The 23516-nt window shown below is 41.5% G+C and carries 18 protein-coding genes and 3 pseudogenes; 16 read left to right on the forward strand and 5 right to left on the reverse strand.

Translation table 11 applies throughout. The annotated features are described in order from the left end of the window. Nucleotides 1-29: 29 nt before the first annotated feature. Both METTI_RS07505 and METTI_RS07510 read right to left on the reverse strand, forming a co-directional pair. On the reverse strand, nt 30-806 hold the full coding sequence (locus tag METTI_RS07505; protein WP_023845217.1) for a helix-turn-helix transcriptional regulator: 777 nt from the start codon (nt 804-806) through the stop codon (nt 30-32). A gap of 29 nt (nt 807-835) precedes the next feature. Further along, nucleotides 836-1633, reverse strand: coding sequence for a helix-turn-helix transcriptional regulator (locus tag METTI_RS07510; RefSeq protein WP_023845218.1), 798 nt, complete (start codon nt 1631-1633; stop codon nt 836-838). Between the two features lie 497 nt (nt 1634-2130). On the opposite strand from METTI_RS07510, the gene METTI_RS07515 reads away from it, so the two are divergent. The 13 genes and pseudogenes from METTI_RS07515 (at nt 2131) to METTI_RS07580 (ending at nt 15134) form a co-directional block, all read left to right on the forward strand. After that, nucleotides 2131-2781, forward strand: coding sequence for a methyltransferase cognate corrinoid protein (locus tag METTI_RS07515; RefSeq protein ID WP_023845219.1), 651 nt, complete (start codon nt 2131-2133; stop codon nt 2779-2781). A gap of 12 nt (nt 2782-2793) precedes the next feature. After that, nucleotides 2794-4170: pseudogene (locus METTI_RS15750) on the forward strand (monomethylamine:corrinoid methyltransferase). Between the two features lie 213 nt (nt 4171-4383). After that, nucleotides 4384-5775, forward strand: coding sequence for an APC family permease (locus METTI_RS07530; RefSeq protein WP_023845221.1), 1392 nt, complete (start codon nt 4384-4386; stop codon nt 5773-5775). Between the two features lie 5 nt (nt 5776-5780). Next, nucleotides 5781-6044 carry a hypothetical protein gene (locus tag METTI_RS07535; protein ID WP_023845222.1) on the forward strand — a complete coding sequence of 88 codons (264 nt, stop codon included), beginning with the start codon at nt 5781-5783 and terminating at the stop codon, nt 6042-6044. A gap of 10 nt (nt 6045-6054) precedes the next feature. Beyond that, nucleotides 6055-6300 (forward strand): efflux RND transporter permease subunit, encoded by a 246-nt coding sequence (locus METTI_RS07540; RefSeq protein WP_023845223.1) that lies wholly within the window; start codon nt 6055-6057, stop codon nt 6298-6300. A 91-nt stretch (nt 6301-6391) separates the two neighbouring features. Continuing rightward, nucleotides 6392-6874 carry a class II SORL domain-containing protein gene (locus METTI_RS07545; RefSeq protein ID WP_023845224.1) on the forward strand — a complete coding sequence of 161 codons (483 nt, stop codon included), beginning with the start codon at nt 6392-6394 and terminating at the stop codon, nt 6872-6874. A gap of 27 nt (nt 6875-6901) precedes the next feature. Then, on the forward strand, nt 6902-7921 hold the full coding sequence (gene mtbA / locus METTI_RS07550; protein ID WP_023845225.1) for a methylcobamide:CoM methyltransferase MtbA: 1020 nt from the start codon (nt 6902-6904) through the stop codon (nt 7919-7921). A gap of 796 nt (nt 7922-8717) precedes the next feature. Further along, the gene (locus tag METTI_RS15755) at nt 8718-8882 is read left to right on the forward strand and encodes a hypothetical protein (protein ID WP_023845228.1); all 165 of its coding nucleotides are present in this window, start codon (nt 8718-8720) and stop codon (nt 8880-8882) included. 451 nt (nt 8883-9333) lie between these two features. Further along, nucleotides 9334-10869, forward strand: a complete 1536-nt coding sequence (locus tag METTI_RS07560) for an APC family permease (RefSeq protein WP_023845229.1) — start codon at nt 9334-9336, stop codon at nt 10867-10869. Nucleotides 10870-11018: 149 nt separating this feature from the next. Continuing rightward, nucleotides 11019-11183: a hypothetical protein gene (locus tag METTI_RS15760; protein ID WP_023845230.1), complete on the forward strand. Its 165-nt coding sequence runs from the start codon at nt 11019-11021 to the stop codon at nt 11181-11183. 300 nt (nt 11184-11483) lie between these two features. Further along, a complete protein-coding gene (gene mtbC / locus METTI_RS07565) occupies nt 11484-12113 on the forward strand; it encodes a dimethylamine corrinoid protein MtbC (protein ID WP_023845231.1) in 630 nt (209 codons plus the stop codon). A gap of 13 nt (nt 12114-12126) precedes the next feature. Then, nucleotides 12127-13530: pseudogene (mtbB, locus tag METTI_RS07570) on the forward strand ([dimethylamine--corrinoid protein] Co-methyltransferase). A gap of 119 nt (nt 13531-13649) precedes the next feature. Next, a complete protein-coding gene (locus tag METTI_RS07580) occupies nt 13650-15134 on the forward strand; it encodes an APC family permease (protein ID WP_023845233.1) in 1485 nt (494 codons plus the stop codon). A gap of 221 nt (nt 15135-15355) precedes the next feature. Here METTI_RS07580 and METTI_RS07585 read toward each other — a convergent pair whose 3' ends face one another. The 3 genes from METTI_RS07585 to METTI_RS07595 form a co-directional block, all read right to left on the reverse strand. Beyond that, entirely contained in the window at nt 15356-16135 is a 780-nt protein-coding gene (locus tag METTI_RS07585) for a helix-turn-helix transcriptional regulator (RefSeq protein WP_023845234.1), read from the reverse strand. 62 nt (nt 16136-16197) lie between these two features. Next, nucleotides 16198-16623, reverse strand: coding sequence for a response regulator (locus METTI_RS07590; RefSeq protein WP_023845235.1), 426 nt, complete (start codon nt 16621-16623; stop codon nt 16198-16200). 38 nt (nt 16624-16661) lie between these two features. Continuing rightward, nucleotides 16662-18704, reverse strand: coding sequence for a histidine kinase dimerization/phosphoacceptor domain -containing protein (locus METTI_RS07595; RefSeq protein WP_023845236.1), 2043 nt, complete (start codon nt 18702-18704; stop codon nt 16662-16664). Nucleotides 18705-19465: 761 nt separating this feature from the next. On the opposite strand from METTI_RS07595, the gene METTI_RS07600 reads away from it, so the two are divergent. From METTI_RS07600 to METTI_RS07615, 3 genes and pseudogenes are all read left to right on the forward strand, one after another. Continuing rightward, nucleotides 19466-20119, forward strand: coding sequence for a methyltransferase cognate corrinoid protein (locus METTI_RS07600; RefSeq protein ID WP_023845237.1), 654 nt, complete (start codon nt 19466-19468; stop codon nt 20117-20119). A 14-nt stretch (nt 20120-20133) separates the two neighbouring features. Further along, nucleotides 20134-21510, forward strand: a pseudogene (locus tag METTI_RS15765) (monomethylamine:corrinoid methyltransferase). Nucleotides 21511-21768: 258 nt separating this feature from the next. Then, entirely contained in the window at nt 21769-23070 is a 1302-nt protein-coding gene (locus METTI_RS07615; protein ID WP_048135936.1) for a M18 family aminopeptidase, read from the forward strand. Nucleotides 23071-23516: the final 446 nt, after the last annotated feature.

Here is a 23516-nt window from a genome sequence, read left to right on the forward strand (position 1 = left end):
CGACACTCAATGTACTTCCATACCGAATTCTAGATTTCAGTAGCCAGACTTTTGTAATGTTCAAACATCTCTTCCCCCCACTTAAGTGAACTTTGAGAAAAAGCCATTATATCCCTGTGGTCATACATTCCACTGATATTGAAAAAGCTCGCCGAAAATAAAGTATCAGTAACCACAATTGAGGGTGGACACATCTCTTTTTCATACAGGAACAATTTTGTATTTTCCAAGTCTTTCATTTTCTGCAGTTCTTCATTCCTGTCTTCAGTTATTCTTTGCAAAACAGATTGAGTGAAAATTATTGACACCTGGATCCCTTTTTCTGCAAGCTCACTGTAAAATGGGGGGTAAAGAGGGTGATAGATAGAAAAAATCGAATGCACATGTTTTGAATGCAAAAGCCCATCTGTAAACTCCACAGTAGGTTCAAACATATCATTAAGTTCCGGTTCCGAAATTGTATATTCTTCAATTTCTCCTATTCTGTCCAGAAGATATTCAGGTATTGAATCCAGATTTCTTTTAACCCAGTACTCAGTGTCCTTTTCAAAGAACTTTAGTATTTCATTAATTGGTTTCACTGTTTCTGCGATAAGTTTTCCAATATAGGACAGTTCATATATTCCTTCAGAATTGCATACAAGTTCCGCTTCCTTCAGTTCTTTAAGTGGGAGTATTAGTGAACGCCATGTAACACCGAATGCTTCCTTCATTTCGTCGGGCTTTTTTGGTCCGTCCAGTAATAGCAGCATTATTTTTCTTCTTTTTTCAGAAAACCATATTGTTTCGGTTAATGATGATTCCATAATTCCTGTCTCCCCATCCCATATTTGTATTAAGCATCATTTTCCATTTGGCAAATCTCTTTTGAACTATACCTGTAATACTCAAACAACTCATGGCACCATTCCAGTGAGCTTTCATCAAAACTTATGATATCTCTGTGGTCGTATCTTAATTCTTCATTGAAAAGACAGATGTAACAAAACCAGTCAGTCACTGTTATCATTGGTACCTTAAAGTTTTCTTCACAGAGAAAGAAGGTTATGCCATCTATTCTAACCAATTCGCTGAATTGTTCCAGATATTCTTTCTTTATTTTGTCTAACGCCGATTCTGAAAGGAAAAGTGAAATTTCTGCCCCTGAGTGGGCTGCTTTAAGATAAAGAGAAAGAAATGAAGGATGAAGGTACGAAACAAAAGTCATAATTGTTTTTGATTTTGGAATATTATCCACAAATTCCCTGGGAAGCTCAAACATATGGTTAATATCGGGTTCTATAAGGAAATAATGTCCAAGATCTCTTATCCTGCTGAAAAGGTGTGCTGGTATAGCATCGAAATTCCTGCTTGTCCAGAAATCTTTATTTTCTTCAACAATTCTTGATGTATCAAGAAACGGCAGCATATTGTTAGCAATTATATTTCCTATGGAAGTCAGGCTGAAATTCTCATCTTCCTGTTTAATTAGATTCTGCTTTTTCAGGGTTTTTATCTGAGGCATTATTGATCTGGTTGTTACATTCAGTGATTTCTTAATTTGTTCCAGATCCCTTTCTCCCTCACTTAATAATAACAAAAGATTTTTCCTCTTATCAGAATACCATACAGTATTTACCAGTGACGTTTTCATACCTATCCTTTCCTATTCCCACTTCAATACTATCATAACAGAACTTCTGGTTATATCAAATGGTTTTAAATTTACCTTTCTTACCATTCAGTAATTTTTAGCATGTACAATTCTTTTTCCACTACTAGTAACGTTTTTGGTTTAAACTATATTAATTTATTTTATATGGTAATTCACAGTGGTACTTACAAGTCACATACCCTGTTACAATTCACAAGGGTAGTTACAATTCATGAAGCACATGAAAAATCAAATTCTCTTTTAGAAATCAATTCGAATTCAAAATTTCCATTATTCTAATTAAGTAACAATGAAGGAGCTATATCCTGCAATTAATGAAAAATCGACAAGGATTAGTCTATATGTTGTAAAGTAAATGATGTATTTGCAGTGGCAGTCCCATGGATAGCCCGCAACAGGCAGTTGTTTTGAGAATGATTGTAAAGATAGTTGCAACGCTGTAAAAACAACTGCAACAGGAGATTAGGAGGTAAAATATGTCAAATCAGGAGTTATTAGACAAACTCAGAGATACTATAGTCAATCAGGATATAAACGGCTGTGCTACAGCTACTCAGGAAGCTGTGGATGCAGGTATTAGTGCTGTTGATGCAATAGAAGGCGGTCTTTCGGTAGGTATGAAGATCGTAGGCGATAAATTTGAAGCGGCAGAGATCTATCTTCCACAGATTATGATGTCTGCAAAGGCTATGAATGCTGCAATGGAAATTCTTACTCCTATACTTGCAGAAGAAAAGACAGGAGAAGGAGTGGGAACAGCAATCACTTTTGTACAGGAAGGCGACATCCATGACATCGGTCACCGTTTGGTCTCAACTATGCTTGGTGCAAATGGTTTCAAGATAGTTGATCTTGGTGTTGATGTACCTGATGATACCATCGTGGATGAAGTCAAAAAGCTTGAGGGTAGCAAAATCCTCCTTGTAGGCTCTGCACTCATGACCACATCCATGCTGGGTCAGAAAGACACAGTAGGCACTCTTGTAGAAGAGAATCTCAGGGACTCTGTCAAGATAATGTTCGGTGGAGCACCAGTATCTGATGCATGGATCGCAGAAATTGGAGCAGATGCAACAGCAGAAAATGCAGCAGATGCAGCTCGTGTGGCATTGGAACTCATGAAATAAGGGGGGTATAATATGACATTTTCAAGATCACTTGATTGTTTTGAATTCTATGAGCGTGCAAAGAAAGGTCAGAAGATGACCCAGGATGACTGGGACCTCATGACCATCCCTATGAAGGCAATGGAGCTCAAACAGAAATACAACCTTGATTTCAAGAACGAGTTCGTACCAACTGACAAAGATATGATGGAAAACCTGTTCAAAGCAGGTTTTGAGATGCTCCTTGAGTGCGGTATTTTCTGTACCGACACAGGCCGTGTGGTAAAATACACAGAAGAAGAGATATGGGACGCAATCAATAATGTCCAGAAGGAATTCGTGCTTGGTACCGGCAGGGATGCTGTAAGAGTACAGAAGAGAAGTGTTGGTGACAAAAGAAAGCCAATCGTCCAGGGTGGTCCGACAGGTTCCCCTATTTCTGAAAACATGTTCATGCCGGTTCATATGAGCTATGCACTTGAGAAGGAAGTTGACACAATTGTCAACGGTGTCATGATGACAGTCCGTGGCAAGCCACCAATTCCAAAGAGTCCTTATGAGGTTCTTGCAGCAAAGACCGAGACAAGGCTCATTAAGAATGCAGCCGCAATGGCCGGAAGGCCAGGCATGGGCATATAGGGACCAGAGACTTCCCTGTCCGCTCAGGGAAATATCGCTTCAGACTGCGTCGGTGGCCAGGTCTGCAGTGACAGTCACGAAGTATCACAGCTCAATGAGCTTAAGATAGACCTTGATGCTATCAGTGTAATGGCTCACTATCAGGGTAACAGTGACATCATCATGGATGAACAGATGCCTATCTTTGGTGGATATGCCGGTGGCATAGAAGAAACCACAATTGTAGATATTGCAACCCACATCAACGCTTTTGTAATGAGCAATGCAAGCTGGCACCTTGACGGTCCGGTTCACATTCGCTGGGGATCCACAAACACCCGTGAGACCCTCATGATCGCTGGCTGGGCATGTGCTACAATTTCAGAATTCACTGATATACTTTCAGGTAACCAGTACTATCCATGTGCAGGTCCATGTACCGAGATGTGCCTTTTGGAAGCATCCGCTCAGTCTATCACTGACACAGCTTCAGGTCGTGAAATCCTCTCCGGTGTTGCAGCCGCAAAGGGTGTCGTTCAGGACAAGACAACCGGTATGGAAGCAAGAATGATGGGAGAAGTCGCAAGGGCAACCGCAGGAATGGATATTTCCGAAGTTAACAAGGTTCTTGATGCTCTTGTCAGTTCTTATGAAGGCAACTATGCAACTGCACCAGAGGGTAAGACTTTCCAGGAATGTTACGACATTGCAACCGTAACGCCAACCGACGAATACGTCAAGGTCTATGACGGTGCACGCAAGAAGCTAGAGGAGTTTGGACTTACGTTTTAATCCCTCCGAGCAAGCCAGCGATTAATTTCGCTGGCATTTTTTATCGGGATAAAGGTAACGAATAATCGAGTAAAATCTATTAAAATGGAGGTTTTCCAATGGATGCGTACTGGACGATCATTAATGGAATAATATACTTGCTGGCTTTTGCATTGATCGGATGGGTCTTGCTTGATGCGAGTAAAACATCCAAGAAATTGAAGAGGTGATCATGTGACCGATGAAGTTACAGAATCACCCGGACTTGTTAAGACGCTCAGGCCCTATCACGTCTGGGCATTGGGAGTCGGAATAGTTCTTGTTGGTGAGTTTATGGGGTGGAACTTCACCGTTGCAAAAGGAGGAATTCTTGGAGCTCTGCTTGCAATGCTTGTTGCGGGAACAATGTACGTCATAATTTCCCTGTGTGCAAGTGAACTTGGATCCGCCACCAAACTGGCAGGTGGGCCTTATGACTGGGCAAGGCTTTTTGTAGGACCGGGTGCTGCAGCCAGTGTTGGACTTGCGGTATATATGGAATTTATAGCCCTGGAGGCTGCTGATGCTATAGTTGTTGCTTTTATTGCGCAGGAGCTTTTCCCGCAGTTGCAGGTTTTCCCCGTTACATTGCTAGTAATTGCTACTCTGACATTTATTAACTACAGGGGTGTTGTGGCCGCACTTACACTTAACTTCTTCATGACTGCCATCGCTTTCCTTGCCATAATATTGTTCTTCTTCTCAGGAACATTCGGCGTCTTTGAACTTCACCCGGAGAACCTTTTCCAGGGTGCAATGCCAAACGGCATGATAGGTCTCTTTGCCGCTTTGCAGTTCGGTCCGTGGTTCTTCCTGGGTATTGAAGGAGCCGCAATGTGTGCAGAGGAATGTAAACGTCCGTCAAGGGCAGTGCCCCTGGGACAACAGGCAGGAATGATAACATTGCTGGTCGGAGCCGCAATGACACTTTTCATATGTGCAAGCCTGCTCCCATCCAGCATACCTGCTGAAGGTCTGGGAGTTTCCGTATATCCACTCTTCGAGGCTGCACAGGTAAGCGGAGTACCGGTACTGGTTGCACTTCTGGCAATTGGAACTTTGCTAACATGTATTTCCAGTGCAAACGGCTGTGTTTGTGATTCATCAAGGTCATGGTTTGCTCTTTCAAGAGATCATTTTGTGTCTAATTGGTTCGCTTCAGTGCATCCAAAATACCAGTCACCTTACAAAGCAGTAATTTTCACCATGCCTATAGCAATAGCCTTTGCATTCAGCGGTTATCTTGATCAGGTCATCACTTTCTCAATCGTATCAGGTTTGCTTTGTTACGTTCTGATACCATTCTCCCTGCTACGTTTCAGAAAGATGTTCCCATCCCATATCAACAAGATTCGCCCGTTTGTAAGCCCACTTCAGCCATGGATATCCTACTTTGCAATTATAATTGCAATAACAATCATGTCCACACTGTTCTGGGGCTACAGATACAACCTTATCTTCGCTTTGGTCTTCTATCTGATAGCATACTTCTACTTCCATAATAAGCACAAGAAACATCAGAAAGAATTCGATTGGCAAAGGGAAATGGGATGGCCGAATCCAAGCCACCATAATATTGAGGAGTGATAAAAATGGATGGAATCAATGAAGCAAAATACAATAGTGCATTTGCAAAGGACACCTTTCTGATACTGGGTGCAATTGCGCTGTTGATTGTTATTGAAGGCTATGTGGTCTTTACCATACTGTCTGAGGCTGGTTCAGCTGTTTCGCCTGCAATTCAGGGGATATACATCCTGTTCTTCGGTTTGGTAGTGGGTATTGAGACTATAGGCTATATGCAGGTCAGGCGCTCAATAAAACAGCACATGTTTGATTTCAAGTACTATGATTGAGGTGAACAATATGAGTGAAGACACTGAAAAGAAAAACTGGATGATGGAGGCATTTGACATCATTTTCATTTTTGTGCTTGCTTTCATCTGTCTGGTTGTACCGACGCAGATACAGGGTTCAGTACTTGTGGGATGGTCAGAGACCGGTTCAATCCAGTTCATATGGGACCCGGTGGGCTTTTTCAGTTTGCTGGGGGTTATAATCGCGTTTTTTGTGATTATGCTTTACCATTCTGTAAGCCATTACAAATACTGAAGATGTGTCAGCTTAACTGACACTTCTTTTTGGATTTTATGTTTAAATTAATCTTTAATTTGCTAATTAATGGATATTATAAGGTGAAATTATGAGTTCAGATATCAATATTCAACGGGCAAAAGATCATGATAATCTTACCGATACGGAAAAAAAGCATATTCCTGTCATTGAGGCTCCTTCAGAAGTGAAAGCCGGGGAACCTTTTGATGTTAAGGTAACTGTAGGAGCTATTCCTCATGTTATGGAAGAGGAGCACTACATAAAATGGATAGAACTGCACCTGAACGGAACTCTTGTGGGAAGAAAGGAACTTCAGGCATCAGAAGGGAAAGCTGAAGCGACATTTACCGCCGTAGGCACTGAAGAGATGATCACTGCAAGAGAAATCCGAAATTGCACAATTCATGGCTTTGGTGTATGTGGTACATGCGGCACAAAATCAGCTATTGTCAATCTCAAAGCAGTTGAAAGTTGCAATGTTCATGGATTGTGGGAAGATTCGAAAGGTATTGAAATTATTTCTTCTGTTGTCAAAGATGGGAAGAAATGCACATGGGGTTCCCAGTTGTGACTCCATTTAAGTAAGGAGATTATATCTATGACAGAATATACCCCTAAAGAAAGATTAGCGCGTGCATTGACAGGCCAGCCTGTTGACAGAATGCCTGCCGTTTCTGTCACCCAGACAGGAACAGTTGAACAAATGGAAGCTTGCGGTGCCTTCTGGCCCGAGGCTAACAATGATGCCGAAAAAATGGCCACACTTGCAGAAGCAGGTCATACAGTAGTTGGATTTGAAGCTGTGCGTGTGCCTTTTGATATTACAGCAGAAGCTGAGTTCTTCGGCTGTGAGATAAAAGACGGTACAAAAGAACAGCAGCCATCTGTTGTAGGTCATGTTGTAAGCAATGTTGAAGACATTGAGAAGCTCAAAGGTTACAGCCTCGAACACGGCAGGATCGGTGTTGTCTGTGAGGCAATAAAGATACTTGCAGACAAATATGGTGATGAACTTCCTGTCATGGGAAGCATGATCGGTCCTTTCTCACTTGCACAACACATCAATGGTGATGACTGGTTTATGGCAATCTTCACAGACGAAGCATTCGGTCTTGCCCTCATGGAATTCACAACCGATTTCTGTGTTGCATATGCAGAAAAAATGGTTGAGAACGGTGCTGATACGATGGTTATCATTGATCCTACGGCAAGTGCACAGCTTATTGGTGCCGAATTCTATGAAAAGTTTGTTGTACCTTTCCATGCAAAGATAGTTGATGCAATGCACAAGGTCAACGTTCCTGTAGTTCTGCACATATGTGGTGACACCACCCTGGGTCTTGCTCTTATGGAATCATCAGGTGTAGACGGCATTAGTGTAGACCAGAATGTTGATGTAGCAACCGCCGTTGGCAGTGTCGAAAAAGCTGTGATCGTCGGGAACCTTGACCCCGTGAACATGCTCTGGAACCAGACTCCTGAAACCATCAGGGAGCAGTCACAGAAGGTCCTTGATGCAGGAGTGGGCTTGCTTGCACCGGGCTGTGGTATTGTCAGCAAGACTCCCACAGAGAACCTCCGGGCAATGGTAGAAATGGCAAGGAACCACAAATACTGATTAAAAGTTTCTCCGGGACAAATCCTTCATACGAGTAGTCACCATTTTTGCCCGGAGAACTATTTTTTATGAGTTCAGAACATCAATCAGCCTGAGAACCGGAATCCGATAATTTCTGCGTTTTTCTTTTTTTTGGAATATTGATATTCTGTTTATAGTTCGTTTCCTGCTTTTTCCCGAATTAGTTCAGATTATTTGTTTCTTTATGGATTCTTCCTGTTTTCTGGCTACCATACAAAATTATAAATACTATTAGACCAGTTACCAGATGCCGACTTCCACAAGTCGGGTAAAACAATCAAAACTAAAAGGAGAAAACGGTTATGCCTGAAAAATTAGAAGACAGAGTATTTGCTGCATCACCATTGCCACCTGTATTGCATGGAGTCAGATTAAGGGATACAAAAGCTCAGGACAAAGCACATTCATCCTGTGAAAAGTAAGAATTATTCCTTCTTAATAATTTAACATTCTGTTTGGAGTTGTAGGGATGATAAGTTCATCCTTACTCTGGAGGTTGACCCTCATTATGTTATTATACTAATGAGGGTCTGATGGCAACAAACGGTATGCTTGTCTTCCATTTAAAAGCAAGGAACATGTTACCGTTTGAGCCTGAACTATTTTTTTTACAGATCGAGCAAAACAAACTTAAAATGGTGAGCAATAAAAAACCCTTATATTTCATTATTCCTTATATCATAGTATTATAATTACCCTTAAATATTCGGATATATTGCTCCGAACTGAAAAACAGAAAAACTGGCTTTTTTGCCTTCATTCACCTGGTGTAAAAATGGAAATTGAAGATTTTATTATTGCTAATATTGCTATTGCCATTCTGGCAAGTTCTTTCATCTATGCAGCGACCAATCCTCTCCCTTCAGGGATTCCAATACTTGAAACTCTGGCCATTGGTGGTCTCTGTGCCTACCTTTTTAATAATCCAAATATTTTGTAAGATCCATATCTGGAATCTTATTTATTATGGGTCGATCTAATATTTTCCAGATTTAATTTAATTTAATTTTGAAGATTTTGATTTGTGGCCTTTTTGATTTTCCATAAAGGAAGACTATGTAATATTATCGGAGATTACACCAGTAGATCCATCTTTTTTAGGGCATCCATGACGGAAGTACATTTCCGTCAATTATAAGTATTAGTAGCAGGAATAGAATATCCGTAAAATATAAGTAGCGCACTTGAAGTTCCATATATATATTTATTGTTCAGGTGGGTTGCTTTGAGATCTAAGGTGTTAGAATGAACAAAATCATCATTTTGAATGAATATGTGGATTGTCTTGTCCATGACTATTGTCCTGTAGTCGGAATATAGGCCGGAAACGGCTACCCGATGGGTACGCCTCTTTCCTGTAGAACAGACCTGAATTATCATGGGGTGTGTGCATGAGCAAGAAAACAGATGCATCCCCTGGAATTGACTGGGAACATGGTGCTCAGTGTGCTAAAAATATATGTGACCCTCAGGAACTTGAGAGATCCATTGACTGGAAACAGGGTCTTGCAATAGCGCTGGGTGTTCCTCTTCTTATCCTTCCTTCAATCGGATATCTTACAAGCTATGTCTGGTCCTTCGCCATAGTTATCTGGGGAGCCACCGTGCTTCTTGGATTTTTACAGAACTTTGCATTCGGAGAACTGGCAACAGTTTTCCCAAAGGCATCAGGTCTTCCTGGTTATACGCAAACGGTCTTTGGTTCGGATAAAGATAAGAACAACAAGGGCAAGTTCAAGTTCGGTAAGTTCATCGGCGGTTTCAGTGCCTGGAGTTACTGGTTCGGATGGAGTCCTGTCCTTGCTATCTATGCAATTCTTATATCAGATTATCTTCAGGGAATGGTCCCTGCAATTGCAGGAATAAACTCAACACTTATGGCACTGGTAGTAGGAGGTTTCATCTTCGGTTCCCTTGCAATCATTAATTCAAAAGGACTCAAGAACGGAGCAGCCGCCGGAGTTATCTTAGCTGCTATTTCCCTGGTACCTCTTCTGGTCATCACCATTGCACCATTCTTTACCGGTGATTTCCAGATGGCAAACATCACAAATTCATGGTTCCCTACAGACTGGAGCTGGGACTGGGAGCACATACTTATCCTTCTCGGACTTCTGGCAATGGCTGAATGGAGTGCTGCTGCATGGGAAACCGCTGCAATCTATGGTCCTGAATACAAGAAGCCAAATTCCGATATACCAAAGGCACTGCTTGTTTGTGGAGCAATCTGCCTTGTTCTTTACGTACTTGTACAGACATCCGTAATAGGTGCTCTTGGAGTTGACGGAGTTCTTGCGGAACCTATTTCACCAATGCTTCCACTGGCAAACATGGCACTTGGTCCTATTGGTGCTTCCATTTCAATTATAATGCTGATAGGTGCAATGCTTCTGATTATCCAGACAGCCTTCCTTTCATCTGCACGTTCCATCTATTCAATGTCAGTCGAAGGTAATCTGCCATCATTTCTGAGTAAGCTGAACAAGCACGGACACCCAATGAACGCAATGCTTGCTGATGCAGGGTTCAACATGTTCCTTATTCTTCTTGGAACACCAACAGCTATCCTTGCTGCTTCTGCAATTGGATATATTTGTGCCAACGGTATCAGTCTTTACACCTATGTAAAAGTCAGGAACGATCCTGAACTTTCTAAACTGGATAGACCTTTTAAGGCTCCAAGGGGATGGAAAAAAGTCGCTCTGGCAACAACCATACTGAACACTCCATTCTTCCTGATAGGTATAATCTACCTCAACAGCCTTGAACTTGGATGGGCAACAACTGGTGTAGGTTTCTTCATGCTCTGTCTCTTCATTCCACTCTGGGTGTATTCACAGCGTGAGAGGAACAGAATGCCTGTTTCCAGTGCAGTACACAGAGAACATAGTGTATTTGAACCAGAACCACTTCCTCTGGAAGAATAAGTAAAATACTATGAGTGACACAGGAACCTGATATCGAGGATATCAGGATCCCTTTTTCATATTTAGATATTTTTAGATATTAATAGTCTGAAACTGAAAAAGATAAGAATTAAAAATGGCATTTTTGCCTGCTTTCACCGGGTATAAAAATGGAAATTGAAGTTCTCATTATTGCTAATATTGGAATTGCCATTCTGGTAAGTTTCCTAATTTATGCAGCAACAAATCCTTTACCTTCAGGAATCAAAGTACTTGAAACCCTGGCAATTGGTGGTCTGTGGTTTTATCTCTTTAATAATCCAAATATTTTATAGGATGAAGTCTCTCTGGTGCAAATTCTGAGATTATAATTATTGCTACTATATTGAAAATCATCTCAACGTCAATAATCCATCTGGATTTTTTTTAAGATTACAATGCTGTTGTAATGCTTCAACTATAGATCAATATTGACTCCATCTTTATAAATTCAGGCTCAGTAGACATATTTACTTGAGTTTATGATATATACATTTTCTTCTTATGCTTCTATAGCTGATTGCTCTTCAAGTCTAATTTCCCTGTTATGAACTGAAGGCAAAAAGTATGGAGGTATTATTATTAGCAACGAAGAAATGTTCAAAGAACTTTCAGACGCTGTTGTCACATGTAAAAAAGATGTTGTAACAGCAGCCGTTGAGAAAGCAAAGAGTGAGGGGGTTCCACCTGCAGAGATCATTGAAAAAGGTCTTGCAGCCGGAATGAACGAAGTCGGTGTTCTTTTTGAAAGAGGTAAGTTATTTCTTCCTCACGTAATGATGGCGGCAGGCGCAATGGAAGAAGGAGTCAGGCTTCTTGAAGCGGACATGCCAAAAGATGCTGTAAGCAAGAAACTCGGTGTAATTGTAAATGGTACCGTTGAAGGTGACGTCCATGACATCGGCAAATCTATTGTTTCTACCATGCTCCAGTCATCAGGTTTTGAAGTCCATGACATTGGAAGAGATGTCCCGCTACAGGACTTCCTCGATAAAATAAAGGAAACAGGTGCCACAATGGTAGGTCTTTCAGCTCTTATGACAACCACTCTCCAGGGGCAGAGGGATGTCATCGAGATGCTTAAGGAACAGGGCATGAGAGATGGCGTAAAGGTCATGGTCGGCGGTGCTCCTGCAACCCAGGCATGGGCTGACAAGATCGGTGCAGACTGCTATGCAGAAAATGCAAGTGAAGCTGTTGTAAAGGCAAAGGAGCTTCTGCTTTAATTGAGGTTTTATCATGGCAACAGAATATAAATTGAGAATGGGAGACGGAAAGCGTATTTTCATGACAAGGGAAGATATCATCGCTGACCTTAAGGAAGGTATGGCAGATGCTGCAGATCTTGGAGCTATTCCTGACCTTAGTGAAGATGAAATCGATAAACTTGTTGATATTGTGACCATGCCTTCAAGGATGGTTGGTGTTGAGCAGGGAATGGAAGTTCCAGTAACCCACGATATCGGAACCATAAGAATTGATGGTGACCAGGGTAACAGTGGTGTAGGTATTCCATCCAGCAGGCTCGTTGGTGCAATGATGCACGAAAGAGCGTTTGGTGCTGACACAATGGAACTCGGTCACATCGACTACAGTTACAAACCAGTAAAACCTGTAATTTCACAGGAGATGCAGACAATGGAAGTCTGTCAGCAGAACATGATAGTTCCACTGCTCTATGGTGCCATGCCAAACATGGGTCTTTACTACACACCTGATGGTCCTTTTTCAAATCCCGGTGACCTTATGAAGGCTTTCAAGATCCAGGAAGCCCAGGAATCCATGCAGCATGCAGCTGAACACCTTACAAGGGACACAGTCTGGATAATGCAGAGGCTTATGTCTTCCGGTGCCGACGGTGTTAACTTTGATACAATCGGTGCAGCAGGTGATGGTGACATGTATGCATCACTCCATGCAATTGAAGCATTGAGGAAGCAGTATCCTGATATCTATATTGAAGCAGGTATGGCAGGAGAACTTCTGCTAGGTCTGCACGGTGAGATGGAATACGATGGCACAGTACTTGCAGGTCTGTGGCCACATGAGCAGGCTCCACTTGTTGCAAAGGCAGGAGCAAACATTTTCGGTCCTGTAGTTAACACAAACACCAGTAAGAGTGCAGCATGGAATCTTGGAAGAGCTGTTACATTCATCAAGGCAGCTGTTAAGGCTTCACCAATACCATGTCATGTAAACATGGGAATGGGTGTTGGTAGTATTCCAATGTTTGAGACTCCGACCATTGATGCTGTTTCAAGAGCCAGTAAGGCCATGGTCGAAATTGCTGGCGTGGATGGTATATAGATAGGGGTCGGCGACCCGATGGGTATGCCGATCTCCCACATAATGACCTCAGGAATGAGCGGAATCAGAGCAGCCGGTGACCTTGTTGCCAGGATGCAGCTTGCAAAGAGCATGAGAATTGGAGAAGCAAAGGATTACGTTGCAAAGAAACTTGACGTAACCACAGATGACCTCAGTGACGAGTATGTAATGAGGGAACTGAGAGAAGAACTTGGTATAGGGGTCATCACTTCAGTAGCAGGTGCTCCAAAAGGAATTGCAGCAAAGACGAATATCGAGAAACTTCTCGATCTCAAAATTAACTGCTGTGAGAAATTCAGAGGACAGTTGAAGTAAAGAATTTTTCTTTCAAAAATCTGGAAAATCTTCGGATACAGAAAATATAGAAAGCACCTGTAATTGCTTTTTAAGTAAATACAGGTGTTAACTATTTTTGGAAGAAGGGGGAATAATAAATGGAAAAAGAAGAAGGAATAGACTGGCATCATGCAGAACAGTGCTCTAAAGTGGTTTGTGAAACCGGTGAAGAAAGCGGACTTGAACGTTCAATCGACTGGAAACAGGGTCTTGCGATTGCTGTGGGAGTTCCTCTGTTGATCCTGCCATCAATTGGATATTTTGCAGGCTGGCTATGGTCTGCTGCTATAATTGTCTGGGGTCTTTCCGTATTCCAGGGATTCATGCAGAATCTGGCATATGGTGAACTTGCAACAACTTTCCCGAAAGCATCCGGACTTCCCGGATTCGCACAGAACGTTTTCAAAACCCGCAATTATACGGGCAAATATGACAAAAGTAAACTTGTAGGTGGGTTCAGTGCATGGAGTTACTGGTTTGCATGGAATCCTGTACTTGCTATCTTTGCTATCCTTGTAGGTTTTTACCTGCACAGCCTCTTCCCGGGACTGGCAGCTACTTTCAGTGAATACCAGCTTTCACTGGCTGCAGGAATTGTTATATTCGGAGGTCTTATACTTATTAATTATCGTGGTGTTTCAAGTGGAGCACTGGTAGGTTATATTCTTGCAGCACTTGCATTTGTACCTTTGATCATAATTGCACTGGCACCTTATGCAACAGGTGACTTCGTACTGGCAAACATCACCAGCACATGGTTGCCAACTGACTGGGTATGGAACTTGAACAGTATTCTTGTCCTCCTGGGTATTTTTGCAATGGCACAATGGAGTGCATGCGCCTGGGAAACAGCAGCTATCTACGGTCCAGAATACAAGAACCCTGGTAAGGATGTACCAAAGGCACTTTTCACATGTGGCGCTATCTGTCTCCTTGCATTTGTGGTCGTTCAGACAACAGTAACCGGAGTACTTGGTGTTGATGGAATTGCCAACGCACCAATCGATCCTATGCTTCCTGTAGCACAGGCAGCCCTTGGTGACATGGGTTCAACAGTTGCTATTGTAATGCTCATTGCCGCAATGGTCCTTATCATACAGACTGCATACCTTGGTTCTGCAAGGGCAATGCACTCCATGGCAATTGAAGGAAACCTTCCAAGGGTATTCGGTAAAGTAAACTCTCACGGAACCCCGATACTTGCAATGGTTGTTATAGGTATTTTCAACCTGGCGCTCATTTCAATGGGCACTCCAACAGCTATCCTTGCGGCATCCGCTATAGGATATGTATGTGCAAATGGTATCAGTCTCTTTGCATACGTAAAGGCAAAGGCAGATCCGCATCTTGCAGGTCTTGAAAGACCATTTAAGGCTCCAACCGGCTGGAAGAATGTTGCACTCATGTTTGGTCTTTTCAACATTCCTCTCTGTCTTATCGGCATAATTTATCTCAACAGTATTGAAGGAAGCTGGTTCTCCACCGGTGTTGGAATACTTGTATTGGGTCTGTATGTTCCTATGTGGTATTACTCACAGCATGAGAACCATGTAGCAAGAATAGCTGAATCGCAAGCAGCCTGATATAATACTGCAGTCAGCACTAAAAATGCTTACTGCACATTTTATTTTTATTACCGCATAACCTCCAATTATGCAAACATTTTATCCGGTAGTTCGAAAGAAAATACCTGTAGCTACCGGATTTTTTAATCATCTGGAAATCTTATGTACTTTTAAGAATTCAAAATGGAGATATTGAAGGGATTGAAAAGAAGCTGAAAAGCTTATTTTTACAATTTAATTCAAACGAGTTTTTCAGCTCTCTCTTTAAAATAGAAGAACAATTCTTTACTCCACTGGAGTGCGTTACTGTCAAAACTCATGAGGATTGTATGGTCGTATTGTTCCTGTTTATTGAATAAACAGAGAAAAAGAAACCTGTCTGTGGAAACCAGTGTTGCAAGACCGGTTGTTTCATCTGATACGAAAAATTCTGTATTATCATAACCGGTGAATTTCATCATCTCTTCGTTGTAATCATTTTCCATTCTTTCATGGACAGAATTCGTTGTAACAAGAGATACAGGAATCCCTTTTTCGGCAAGACTTGAGTAAAGGGCCGGATATTCAGGATGGAAATAAGCGTTAAAGGCCATAACATAGCTGGCTTTGTGTATGTTCTCTGTGAACTCTTTAGGGAACTCAAACAGGTAATTAAGATCAGGCTCAATGATAACACAGTTACCTAGTTCGCCAAGTCTTTTCAGGATGTTTTCAGGTATTCCACTAAGATCCCTGTTTCTCCAGTAGTGGCTGTTTTCCTCAAAGACCTCAACAGCATTCAAAAGAGGCAGCATGTTTGCGACCAGTACTTTTCCCATGTTTGTCAGTATATAATGGTCTCCGTTCTGTATGACAAGACCATTTTCCTTCAGTTTTTTTATCTGTGGAATAAGGGCTGTGGAAGTTACATTCAGGCTTGTTTTTATTTCATCACGGCTTTTCTCTCCTTCCATAAGGAGAAGCAGAACATTTTTCCGTTTTTCCGAATTAAAGATTATATCTATTAACGAATTGTTCATTCCAACCAACTACCACAGTTTCATACACAGTTTGCAAAAAGATTACTATCGCTTCAAAAGATTTATGTGTTGCCATTACAGACTGTTTCCTGATCACTTTTTTCCATTTCATGCCTGTATAGTGCCATTTCAATATTGCTGCGCAGGTCATTGGCTTTGAAAGGCTTGACTATATACCCGTAAGGCTTTGTTTTCTTTGCTTTCTCAAGGATTTCATCATCCGAATATGCAGTGAGATAAACTATCGGGATGTCAAAGTCTTTGCGTATCTCTTCAGCCGTCCGGATTCCGTCCATTTCGCCTTTTAATCTGACATCCATAAGGATAAGATCCGGAAAAGTTATCTCCGCCATTTTGATGGCCTCTTCGCCTGTGGTAGCAAGAGCTGGTACGGTATATCCGAAGCTCTTCAGCTTCTTTTTTATGTTTAAGGCAATGATGCTTTCATCTTCAACGACAAGTATTTTTATATCTTTCGTGTCTTCCACAATATCACCTGTTCTGCTTTAGTTTAGTTTAATTTAGTTTAATTTAGTTTTATCCTGAATTTAGTACCTTCACTGGTATCAAGTTCAATGGTTCCGTTTATCTGGGCTGTTAATGTAGTTACAAGTTGGAGCCCAAGGGACTCTGTCCGGGTATAATCGAGATCTTCGGGGAAACCACGCCCGTTATCACCGATTGTCAGTGTCAGTTTTCCATCTGCAAGATCCAGTTTTACAAATATTTCTCCTTCCTGGTCCGGTTCAAATGCATGTTTAAGTGAATTTGAAATAATCTCGTTAACTATCATTCCCAGTGGTATGGCAGTATCCATTTCAACAAAGACAATATCAAGATCCAGTTTTATCTCGATATTTTTCTTTTCCACCATGTATGAATAGGATAGCTCATTTACAAGTTTCATGAGATAATCAGAAAAATCAATGCTTTCCATATCCTGTGACCTGTAAAGCTCTTCGTGCACAAGGGCCATGGATATTACACGGTTCTGACTTTCCCTGAATGCCTCGACAACTTCTTCGTTTTCGAATTTGTCAGACTCAAGGTCAAGCAGGCTTGAAATAACCTGAAGATTGTTCTTAATACGATGATGAATCTCCTTCTTGCGTATCTCTTCAACTTTTTTGCGCTCATCCATCATACTTGACAACGTTTCCCTCGTTTGTTCGATTCCTTCGGTAAGTATGAGGAAATCACCTTCACCGTATACCCGGACGTTTCTTGAGAAGTCGTTATTTTGTACCGCAGTAAGTACCTTATTTGAATCTTTTATGATAGTATCCAGCAGCTCCGCAAAAACATCCAGTGTGTCTGTGAGCTGTCTGAATTCCCCGTGGACATTCAAATGGGTTCTTTCATTGAGTTTTCCTGTTGCGAGCTCATTTGTAAGTCTTATGGCATCATGGATAGGGGTTATTACTGCATCCAGAATCTCATTGAGACCCATGGGTATCTCCCTGAAATCAATCTCCACGTTCGTTTCAGCTCTTGAGTCGAGTTTTCCCATTACCGCATCTTTCGATATATTCTTAAAATCAGTAACTATCTCCTTAATGGGTCTTGTAAAGGACAGGGCTATGAAGTATGAGATTGCGGCCATGAAAATTACGGCTGCAAAGGAAATATGGAGAAGTTTATTACTCAGGCTGTTCACACCTGCAAGCATCTCATCTTTTGGAATTACAAGAACAAATGAAAAGTTGCCGGTTTCTATAGGTTCATAGAACATTACAACTTCTTTACCAGTGGTAGGGTCGATGGTTTCAATATGACCGCTCCTGCCATTAATAATATCGTCTGCAGCTATTGAGGATTCTTCTATACCAAGGTCATAGAGTTTCCTTTCCCCAATCCAGTCCTTCTTTGCAGGATGGGACACAAGGATGCCGGTATTGCCAGTCAGGAAAGCATAGCCGGAATCAAATGCTTTTATTTCACTGGTTATTTCGTCCAGATAATTAAGTGAAACATCTACCCCACCGATTCCAATAAATTCATCATCTTTTACTATCGGGAAAACATAGCTTACAATGAAAACCCCTTCATAGTAATAGGGTTCGGTTATTACTTCGTTTCCTGTGCTTTTTGGCACCTGATAATAATCCAGTGTCTCATAATTCAGAAGAGGATCGAGTGTAATAGGCCCGGTTATCTTGTTCCAGTAGGGAATAAACCTTCCAGTGGAATCGTGTCCTGGAGTGTTAACATACAGACTGTCATCCCCGTCAAAGGCGTTGGGTTCATAGGCAACATACGTGCCGAGTAAGTGAGGATGTTCAGCAAGCAGGTTGTACAACATTCTGTTTGCTTCCTCCCTGCTCATAGAGTCATAGCTTCCCATGCTCACTGCTATGGTTTCAGCAATGGCCCGGTTTGTTTCCATATCTCCGTTGAACTCATTTGCGTATGTCTTGGCCATTTCGATGGATTGCTTATAGGCAAGTTCCTCTTCCTGATTTGTCACAGTGGAAATGGTCATTGCAGTGCTGGCTGCAAGCACAAGTAAAGTACCCACTACTATGTAAAGAATTAGTTTGAACTTAAGTGAGGTGCTTTTCCATTTCATTTTCAGAGCCTGCATTGACAGCGTTGTATAATTCTGAATGCCTTAGTTGCAATACTTACAGTATTAACTGTAATCTTTAACTTTATAATAGACTCTTATTAAGATTATAACAGCATTATAATCATAAAGTGCTATTATAATCATTGAAATAGGGCCAATGTTTTTTAAAACTTAATAAATTCAGAATCAGTAAGCATTTTTCTCTGATTTTATTCTTCACTGACAGGCAATTATGAAAATGAACTTCCTGAAGGCATTAAGGGACAGTTACAGAAGGTTTTTGGTGCAGGAGTAGGTCTGTTTGTATCAGGCTGTGGTATTGTCAGCAAGACGCCTATAGAGAACCTCCAGGCAATGGTAGAAATGGCAAAGAACCACAAATTATAAATATTGTTCTCTCCCGGTCAAATCCTTCTTTTGGGCAATCTGAATTTTTATTCCCGGCAATATTACTTTTTAATTTGTTCCTGGCTTTGCTTCTAAGGCTTTGCTTGTATATGCTTAAAAACAGGTTCAATAGAAGTTATTTTTTGAAATTATCCTAACATTATGGTAGTTCTTACCTAAAATTATATTATTGTATTTTTATGTCATTGTCTTATTTTCTCTCTTTTTTAAGGGAAATTTATAAATATTAGTGGCACGGTACAAGATTACCGTATTCTTATGGTTTGCCATAATGGCTGCAAATCATCATGAATGACATCGGAACAAGGCTCATCACAATGATTTGAGCTACAATTCACTTTCGAGGCAAAAATATGTCAAATCAGGAAATGTTAGATACACTCAGAGACACAGTCGTTACACAGAACATCAACGGTTGTGCAGAAGCTACCCAGGCAGCTCTTGATGCAGGGCTCAGTGCAGTTGAAATTATAAACGATGGTCTTTCCCCGGGAATGAAGATTGTCGGAGACAAGTTCGAAGCAGCAGAAATCTACCTCCCACAAATTATGATGTCTGCAAAGGCAATGAACGCAGCAATGGAACTTCTTTTACCAGTACTTGAAGAGGAGAAGGGAGACACCGAAGGAGTAGGAACAGCAATCACCTACGTGCAGGAAGGAGACATTCACGATATCGGTCACCGTCTTGTAACAACCATGCTTGAAGCAAATGGTTTCAAGATCGTTGACATGGGCGTAGATGTACCAAATGAAAAGGTTGCAGAAACAGTTGCACAAAACAAGGACAAGAAACTCTTACTCGTTGGTTCAGCACTTATGACAACCTCAATGCTCGGACAGAAGGACACTGTGGCTATGCTGGCAGAAGAAGGTCTTAGAGATTCTGTTAAGATTATGTTCGGTGGAGCACCAGTATCCGATGCATGGATTGCAGAAATCGGAGCAGACGCAACAGCAGAAAACGCAGCAGATGCAGCAAGAGTTGCACTCAGTCTTATGCAGTAAAAGAGGTATTAATAATGACATTCGCAAGATCACTTGATTGTTTTGAGTTCTACGAGAGGGCAAAGAAGGGCGAGAAGACCACCCAGGATGACTGGGATCTTATGACAATCCCAATGAAGGCAATGGAACTCAAGCAGAAATACAACCTTGACTTCAAGAACGAATTTGTACCAACTGACAAGGACATGATGGAAAACCTATTCAAAGCAGGTTTTGAGATGCTTCTTGAGTGCGGTATTTTCTGTACCGACACAAGCCGTGTAGTAAAATACACAGAAGATGAGATCTGGGATGCAATCAACAACGTCCAGAAGGAATTCGTGCTCGGTACCGGCAGGGATGCTGTAAGAGTACAGAAGAGAAGTGTTGGCGACAAGAGAAAGCCAATCGTCCAGGGTGGTCCTACCGGTTCCCCAATTTCCGAAGACATGTTCATGCCAGTTCACATGAGCTATGCTCTTGAGAAAGAAGTCGACACAATTGTTAACGGTGTGATGATGACAGTCCGTGGCAAGCCACCAATTCCAAAGAGTCCTTATGAGGTCCTTGCAGCAAAGACCGAAACCAGACTCATTAAGGCAGCAGCAGCAATGGCCGGAAGGCCAGGTATGGGCATATAGGGACCAGAGACTTCCCTGTCCGCTCAGGGAAATATATCTGCTGACTGTGCCGGTGGTATGGTTTGCAGTGACAGTCACGAAGTATCACAGCTCAACGAGCTTAAGATCGACCTTGACGCTATCAGTGTAATGGCTCACTATCAGGGTAACAGTGACATCATCATGGATGAACAGATGCCTATCTTTGGTGGATATGCCGGTGGCATAGAAGAAACCACAATAGTCAACATCGCAACACACATCAACGCTTTTGTAATGAGCAATGCAAGCTGGCACCTTGACGGTCCGGTTCACATCCGCTGGGGTTCAACCAACACAAGGGAAACTCTCATGATCGCTGGATGGGCATGTGCTACAATCTCCGAATTCACTGACATGCTTTCCGGTAACCAGTATTACCCATGTGCAGGTCCATGTACCGAGATGTGCCTTTTGGAAGCATCCGCTCAGTCTATCACTGACACAGCTTCAGGTCGTGAGATCCTCTCCGGTGTAGCATCTGCAAAGGGTGTCGTTCAGGATAAGACAACCGGTATGGAAGCAAGGATGATGGGAGAAGTTGCAAGGGCAACAGCAGGAATGGACATCGAAGATGTCAACAAGGTTCTTGATCTCCTTGTAAGCTCCTACGAGGGCAATTATGCAAATGCACCACAGGGTAAGACCTTCCAGGAATGTTACGATATCGCTACCGTAACACCAACTGACGAGTACATGAAGGTCTACGACGGTGCACGCAAGAAGCTCGAAGAGTTCGGACTAACATTCTAAGACCAATCGATAAAATCAAACCCTCCTTCAATTCCATTTAGATGGCTGGCTTCTTCCATTTACCAGTCATCTTTTTGGTTGATATGTTGAATTAACTTATTATTTTCTAATATACAGTGGCTACTGAAGTATAATTGGAATGCTTGGTTTTGTAGCGAATCTCACTTTTTTATGTTCCGGGCACACGCTCTTATTGAGAATCTCTTATTTACTATTGTGCCAGTACTAAAGAAAAGAGATTCTGTCACAAGTGATAATATGGATACTTCAAAGGATTATACCAGTGGGTTTTTTAACTTTATGAAAAAGGCGACAACACCTGTTCAGACTGTAGATACTATAATAGAACGTCTGGATGCTGAAGGCTTCTCAAAACTGGATCTGAATGAGCAGTGGAACTTTTCAGCATCAGGGAAATACTGGCTGTCACCTTATCCTTCTATGATTATCGCTTTTACCATTGGAAAAAGTGATTCTCTCACAAAAAGTATGAGAATCATTGCGGCTCACACAGATAACCCTGCATTCAGAATAAAACCGAATCCGGAAGTGAGCAGTGAAGGAATGCTGACACTTAATGTGGAACGCTATGGAGGTCCAATTCTTAACACATGGTTTGATCGTCCTTTATCCATTGCAGGGAGAATTGCTGTAAAGTCCGATGAAGTGCTGAAGCCAAAAGTAATTCATCTTGATTTTCAGAGACCAATACTTACTCTGCCAAACCTTGCCATTCATATGAATCCGGGACCCAACCAGAGTACAGAGATCAAAGTGCAAAAAGAAATGCAGCCTCTTTTGACCCGGTTGATGGAAGATGAGGTCAAAGATAATTATCTGCTTGACCTTGTTGCAAAGGAAATCGGTGTAAATGCTGAAGAAATTCTGGATATGGATCTGAACGTTTATTGTTGTGAGGAAGGGATGCTGGTTGGCTTAAAAGAAGAATTCGTATCCTGTCCAAGAATCGATGATCTTTCCATGGTTTATGCTGCAATGGAAGCACTTGTGGCTTCAGATAACAATTCCGGTATTAACATTGCTGCATTCATGGATAATGAAGAGGTTGGTTCCATGACAAAACAGGGTGCAGATTCTGTACTTTTAAGCAGCATCCTGGAAAAGATTCATGCAGGAATTGAGGGAATAGATCAGAGATCGGAATGTCAGGTAAAGGATTATTTTGTCATCTCTGCTGATGGTGCACATGGTTTGCATCCTAATTATGCTGAAAAGAACGATATTACTAACAAGCCCGTGATGAACAAAGGCATAACAATTAAGATAAGCGGTAGCCGTTCATATGCTTCAGAAGTTGAGACAATTGCAGCTTTTCAACAGCTTTGTAATAAAGCCGGTGTAAAGTACCAGAAATTTGTGAATCATTCTGATCAAAGGGGTGGAACAACTCTTGGTCCTCTTCTCAGCAAATATCTACCTGTTCATGTTGTTGATGTCGGAGTTCCAATGCTTGCGATGCATTCAACAAGAGAACTTATGGGCAAACAGGATTTCCTTGATTCCATAGAGGTTTTCAGGACATTTTTCCAGTTAGAGTGATAAATAAAAGCTACCAGCTCAAGCGCGCAAATAATTAGGAAAAATATTTGAAAAATTTGAAAAAAGATTTTGTCATTATGTGACTCTGGTCACACAATGAAACGCATATGGCGGAAACCTCGGGAATTTAACCCGACTGAACGGATTTAGAGTCCATTCGATCAACCTGATCTGATTTCCATGATGATTGGTTGAATCTATTTCTTCCTTGGAATTAATAGTATTTATATCTATCTAGATCTATCTCTTCTCCATATACTGTTGGTGTCTATGCATGCTGTTTTCTTATAGTATTATCTTTTTAGCCCACAATATTGATATAGGATGTGTTTCAGGCAGAACATTTCTTCTTCTCTGTTTGTTTGGATTTCACTTTGCTTCTCTTCTTTGCCTGCATGAACAGGGAATTTCTCATAATTTTATCATTATTTATCATGAACCATAAG

Origin of the sequence: Methanolobus tindarius DSM 2278, from assembly GCF_000504205.1 — an archaeon.
In the GTDB taxonomy this organism is placed as follows: domain Archaea; phylum Halobacteriota; class Methanosarcinia; order Methanosarcinales; family Methanosarcinaceae; genus Methanolobus; species Methanolobus tindarius.

Bases quoted from the DNA above. Each gene is read 5' to 3' on its own strand.
- METTI_RS07560 (WP_023845229.1), top strand. From the start codon at position 9,334: ATGAGCAAGAAAACAGATGCATCCCCTGGAATTGACTGGGAACATGGT.
- METTI_RS07615 (WP_048135936.1), top strand. From the start codon at position 21,769: ATGGATACTTCAAAGGATTATACCAGTGGGTTTTTTAACTTTATGAAA.
- METTI_RS07505 (WP_023845217.1), bottom strand. From the start codon at position 806: ATGGAATCATCATTAACCGAAACAATATGGTTTTCTGAAAAAAGAAGA.
- METTI_RS07580 (WP_023845233.1), top strand. From the start codon at position 13,650: ATGGAAAAAGAAGAAGGAATAGACTGGCATCATGCAGAACAGTGCTCT.
- mtbC (WP_023845231.1), top strand. From the start codon at position 11,484: ATGTTCAAAGAACTTTCAGACGCTGTTGTCACATGTAAAAAAGATGTT.
- METTI_RS07585 (WP_023845234.1), bottom strand. From the start codon at position 16,135: ATGAACAATTCGTTAATAGATATAATCTTTAATTCGGAAAAACGGAAA.
- METTI_RS15760 (WP_023845230.1), top strand. From the start codon at position 11,019: ATGGAAATTGAAGTTCTCATTATTGCTAATATTGGAATTGCCATTCTG.
- mtbA (WP_023845225.1), top strand. From the start codon at position 6,902: ATGACAGAATATACCCCTAAAGAAAGATTAGCGCGTGCATTGACAGGC.
- METTI_RS07535 (WP_023845222.1), top strand. From the start codon at position 5,781: ATGGATGGAATCAATGAAGCAAAATACAATAGTGCATTTGCAAAGGAC.
- METTI_RS07510 (WP_023845218.1), bottom strand. From the start codon at position 1,633: ATGAAAACGTCACTGGTAAATACTGTATGGTATTCTGATAAGAGGAAA.
- METTI_RS07595 (WP_023845236.1), bottom strand. From the start codon at position 18,704: ATGAAATGGAAAAGCACCTCACTTAAGTTCAAACTAATTCTTTACATA.
- METTI_RS07540 (WP_023845223.1), top strand. From the start codon at position 6,055: ATGAGTGAAGACACTGAAAAGAAAAACTGGATGATGGAGGCATTTGAC.
- METTI_RS15755 (WP_023845228.1), top strand. From the start codon at position 8,718: ATGGAAATTGAAGATTTTATTATTGCTAATATTGCTATTGCCATTCTG.
- METTI_RS07600 (WP_023845237.1), top strand. From the start codon at position 19,466: ATGTCAAATCAGGAAATGTTAGATACACTCAGAGACACAGTCGTTACA.
- METTI_RS07515 (WP_023845219.1), top strand. From the start codon at position 2,131: ATGTCAAATCAGGAGTTATTAGACAAACTCAGAGATACTATAGTCAAT.
- METTI_RS07545 (WP_023845224.1), top strand. From the start codon at position 6,392: ATGAGTTCAGATATCAATATTCAACGGGCAAAAGATCATGATAATCTT.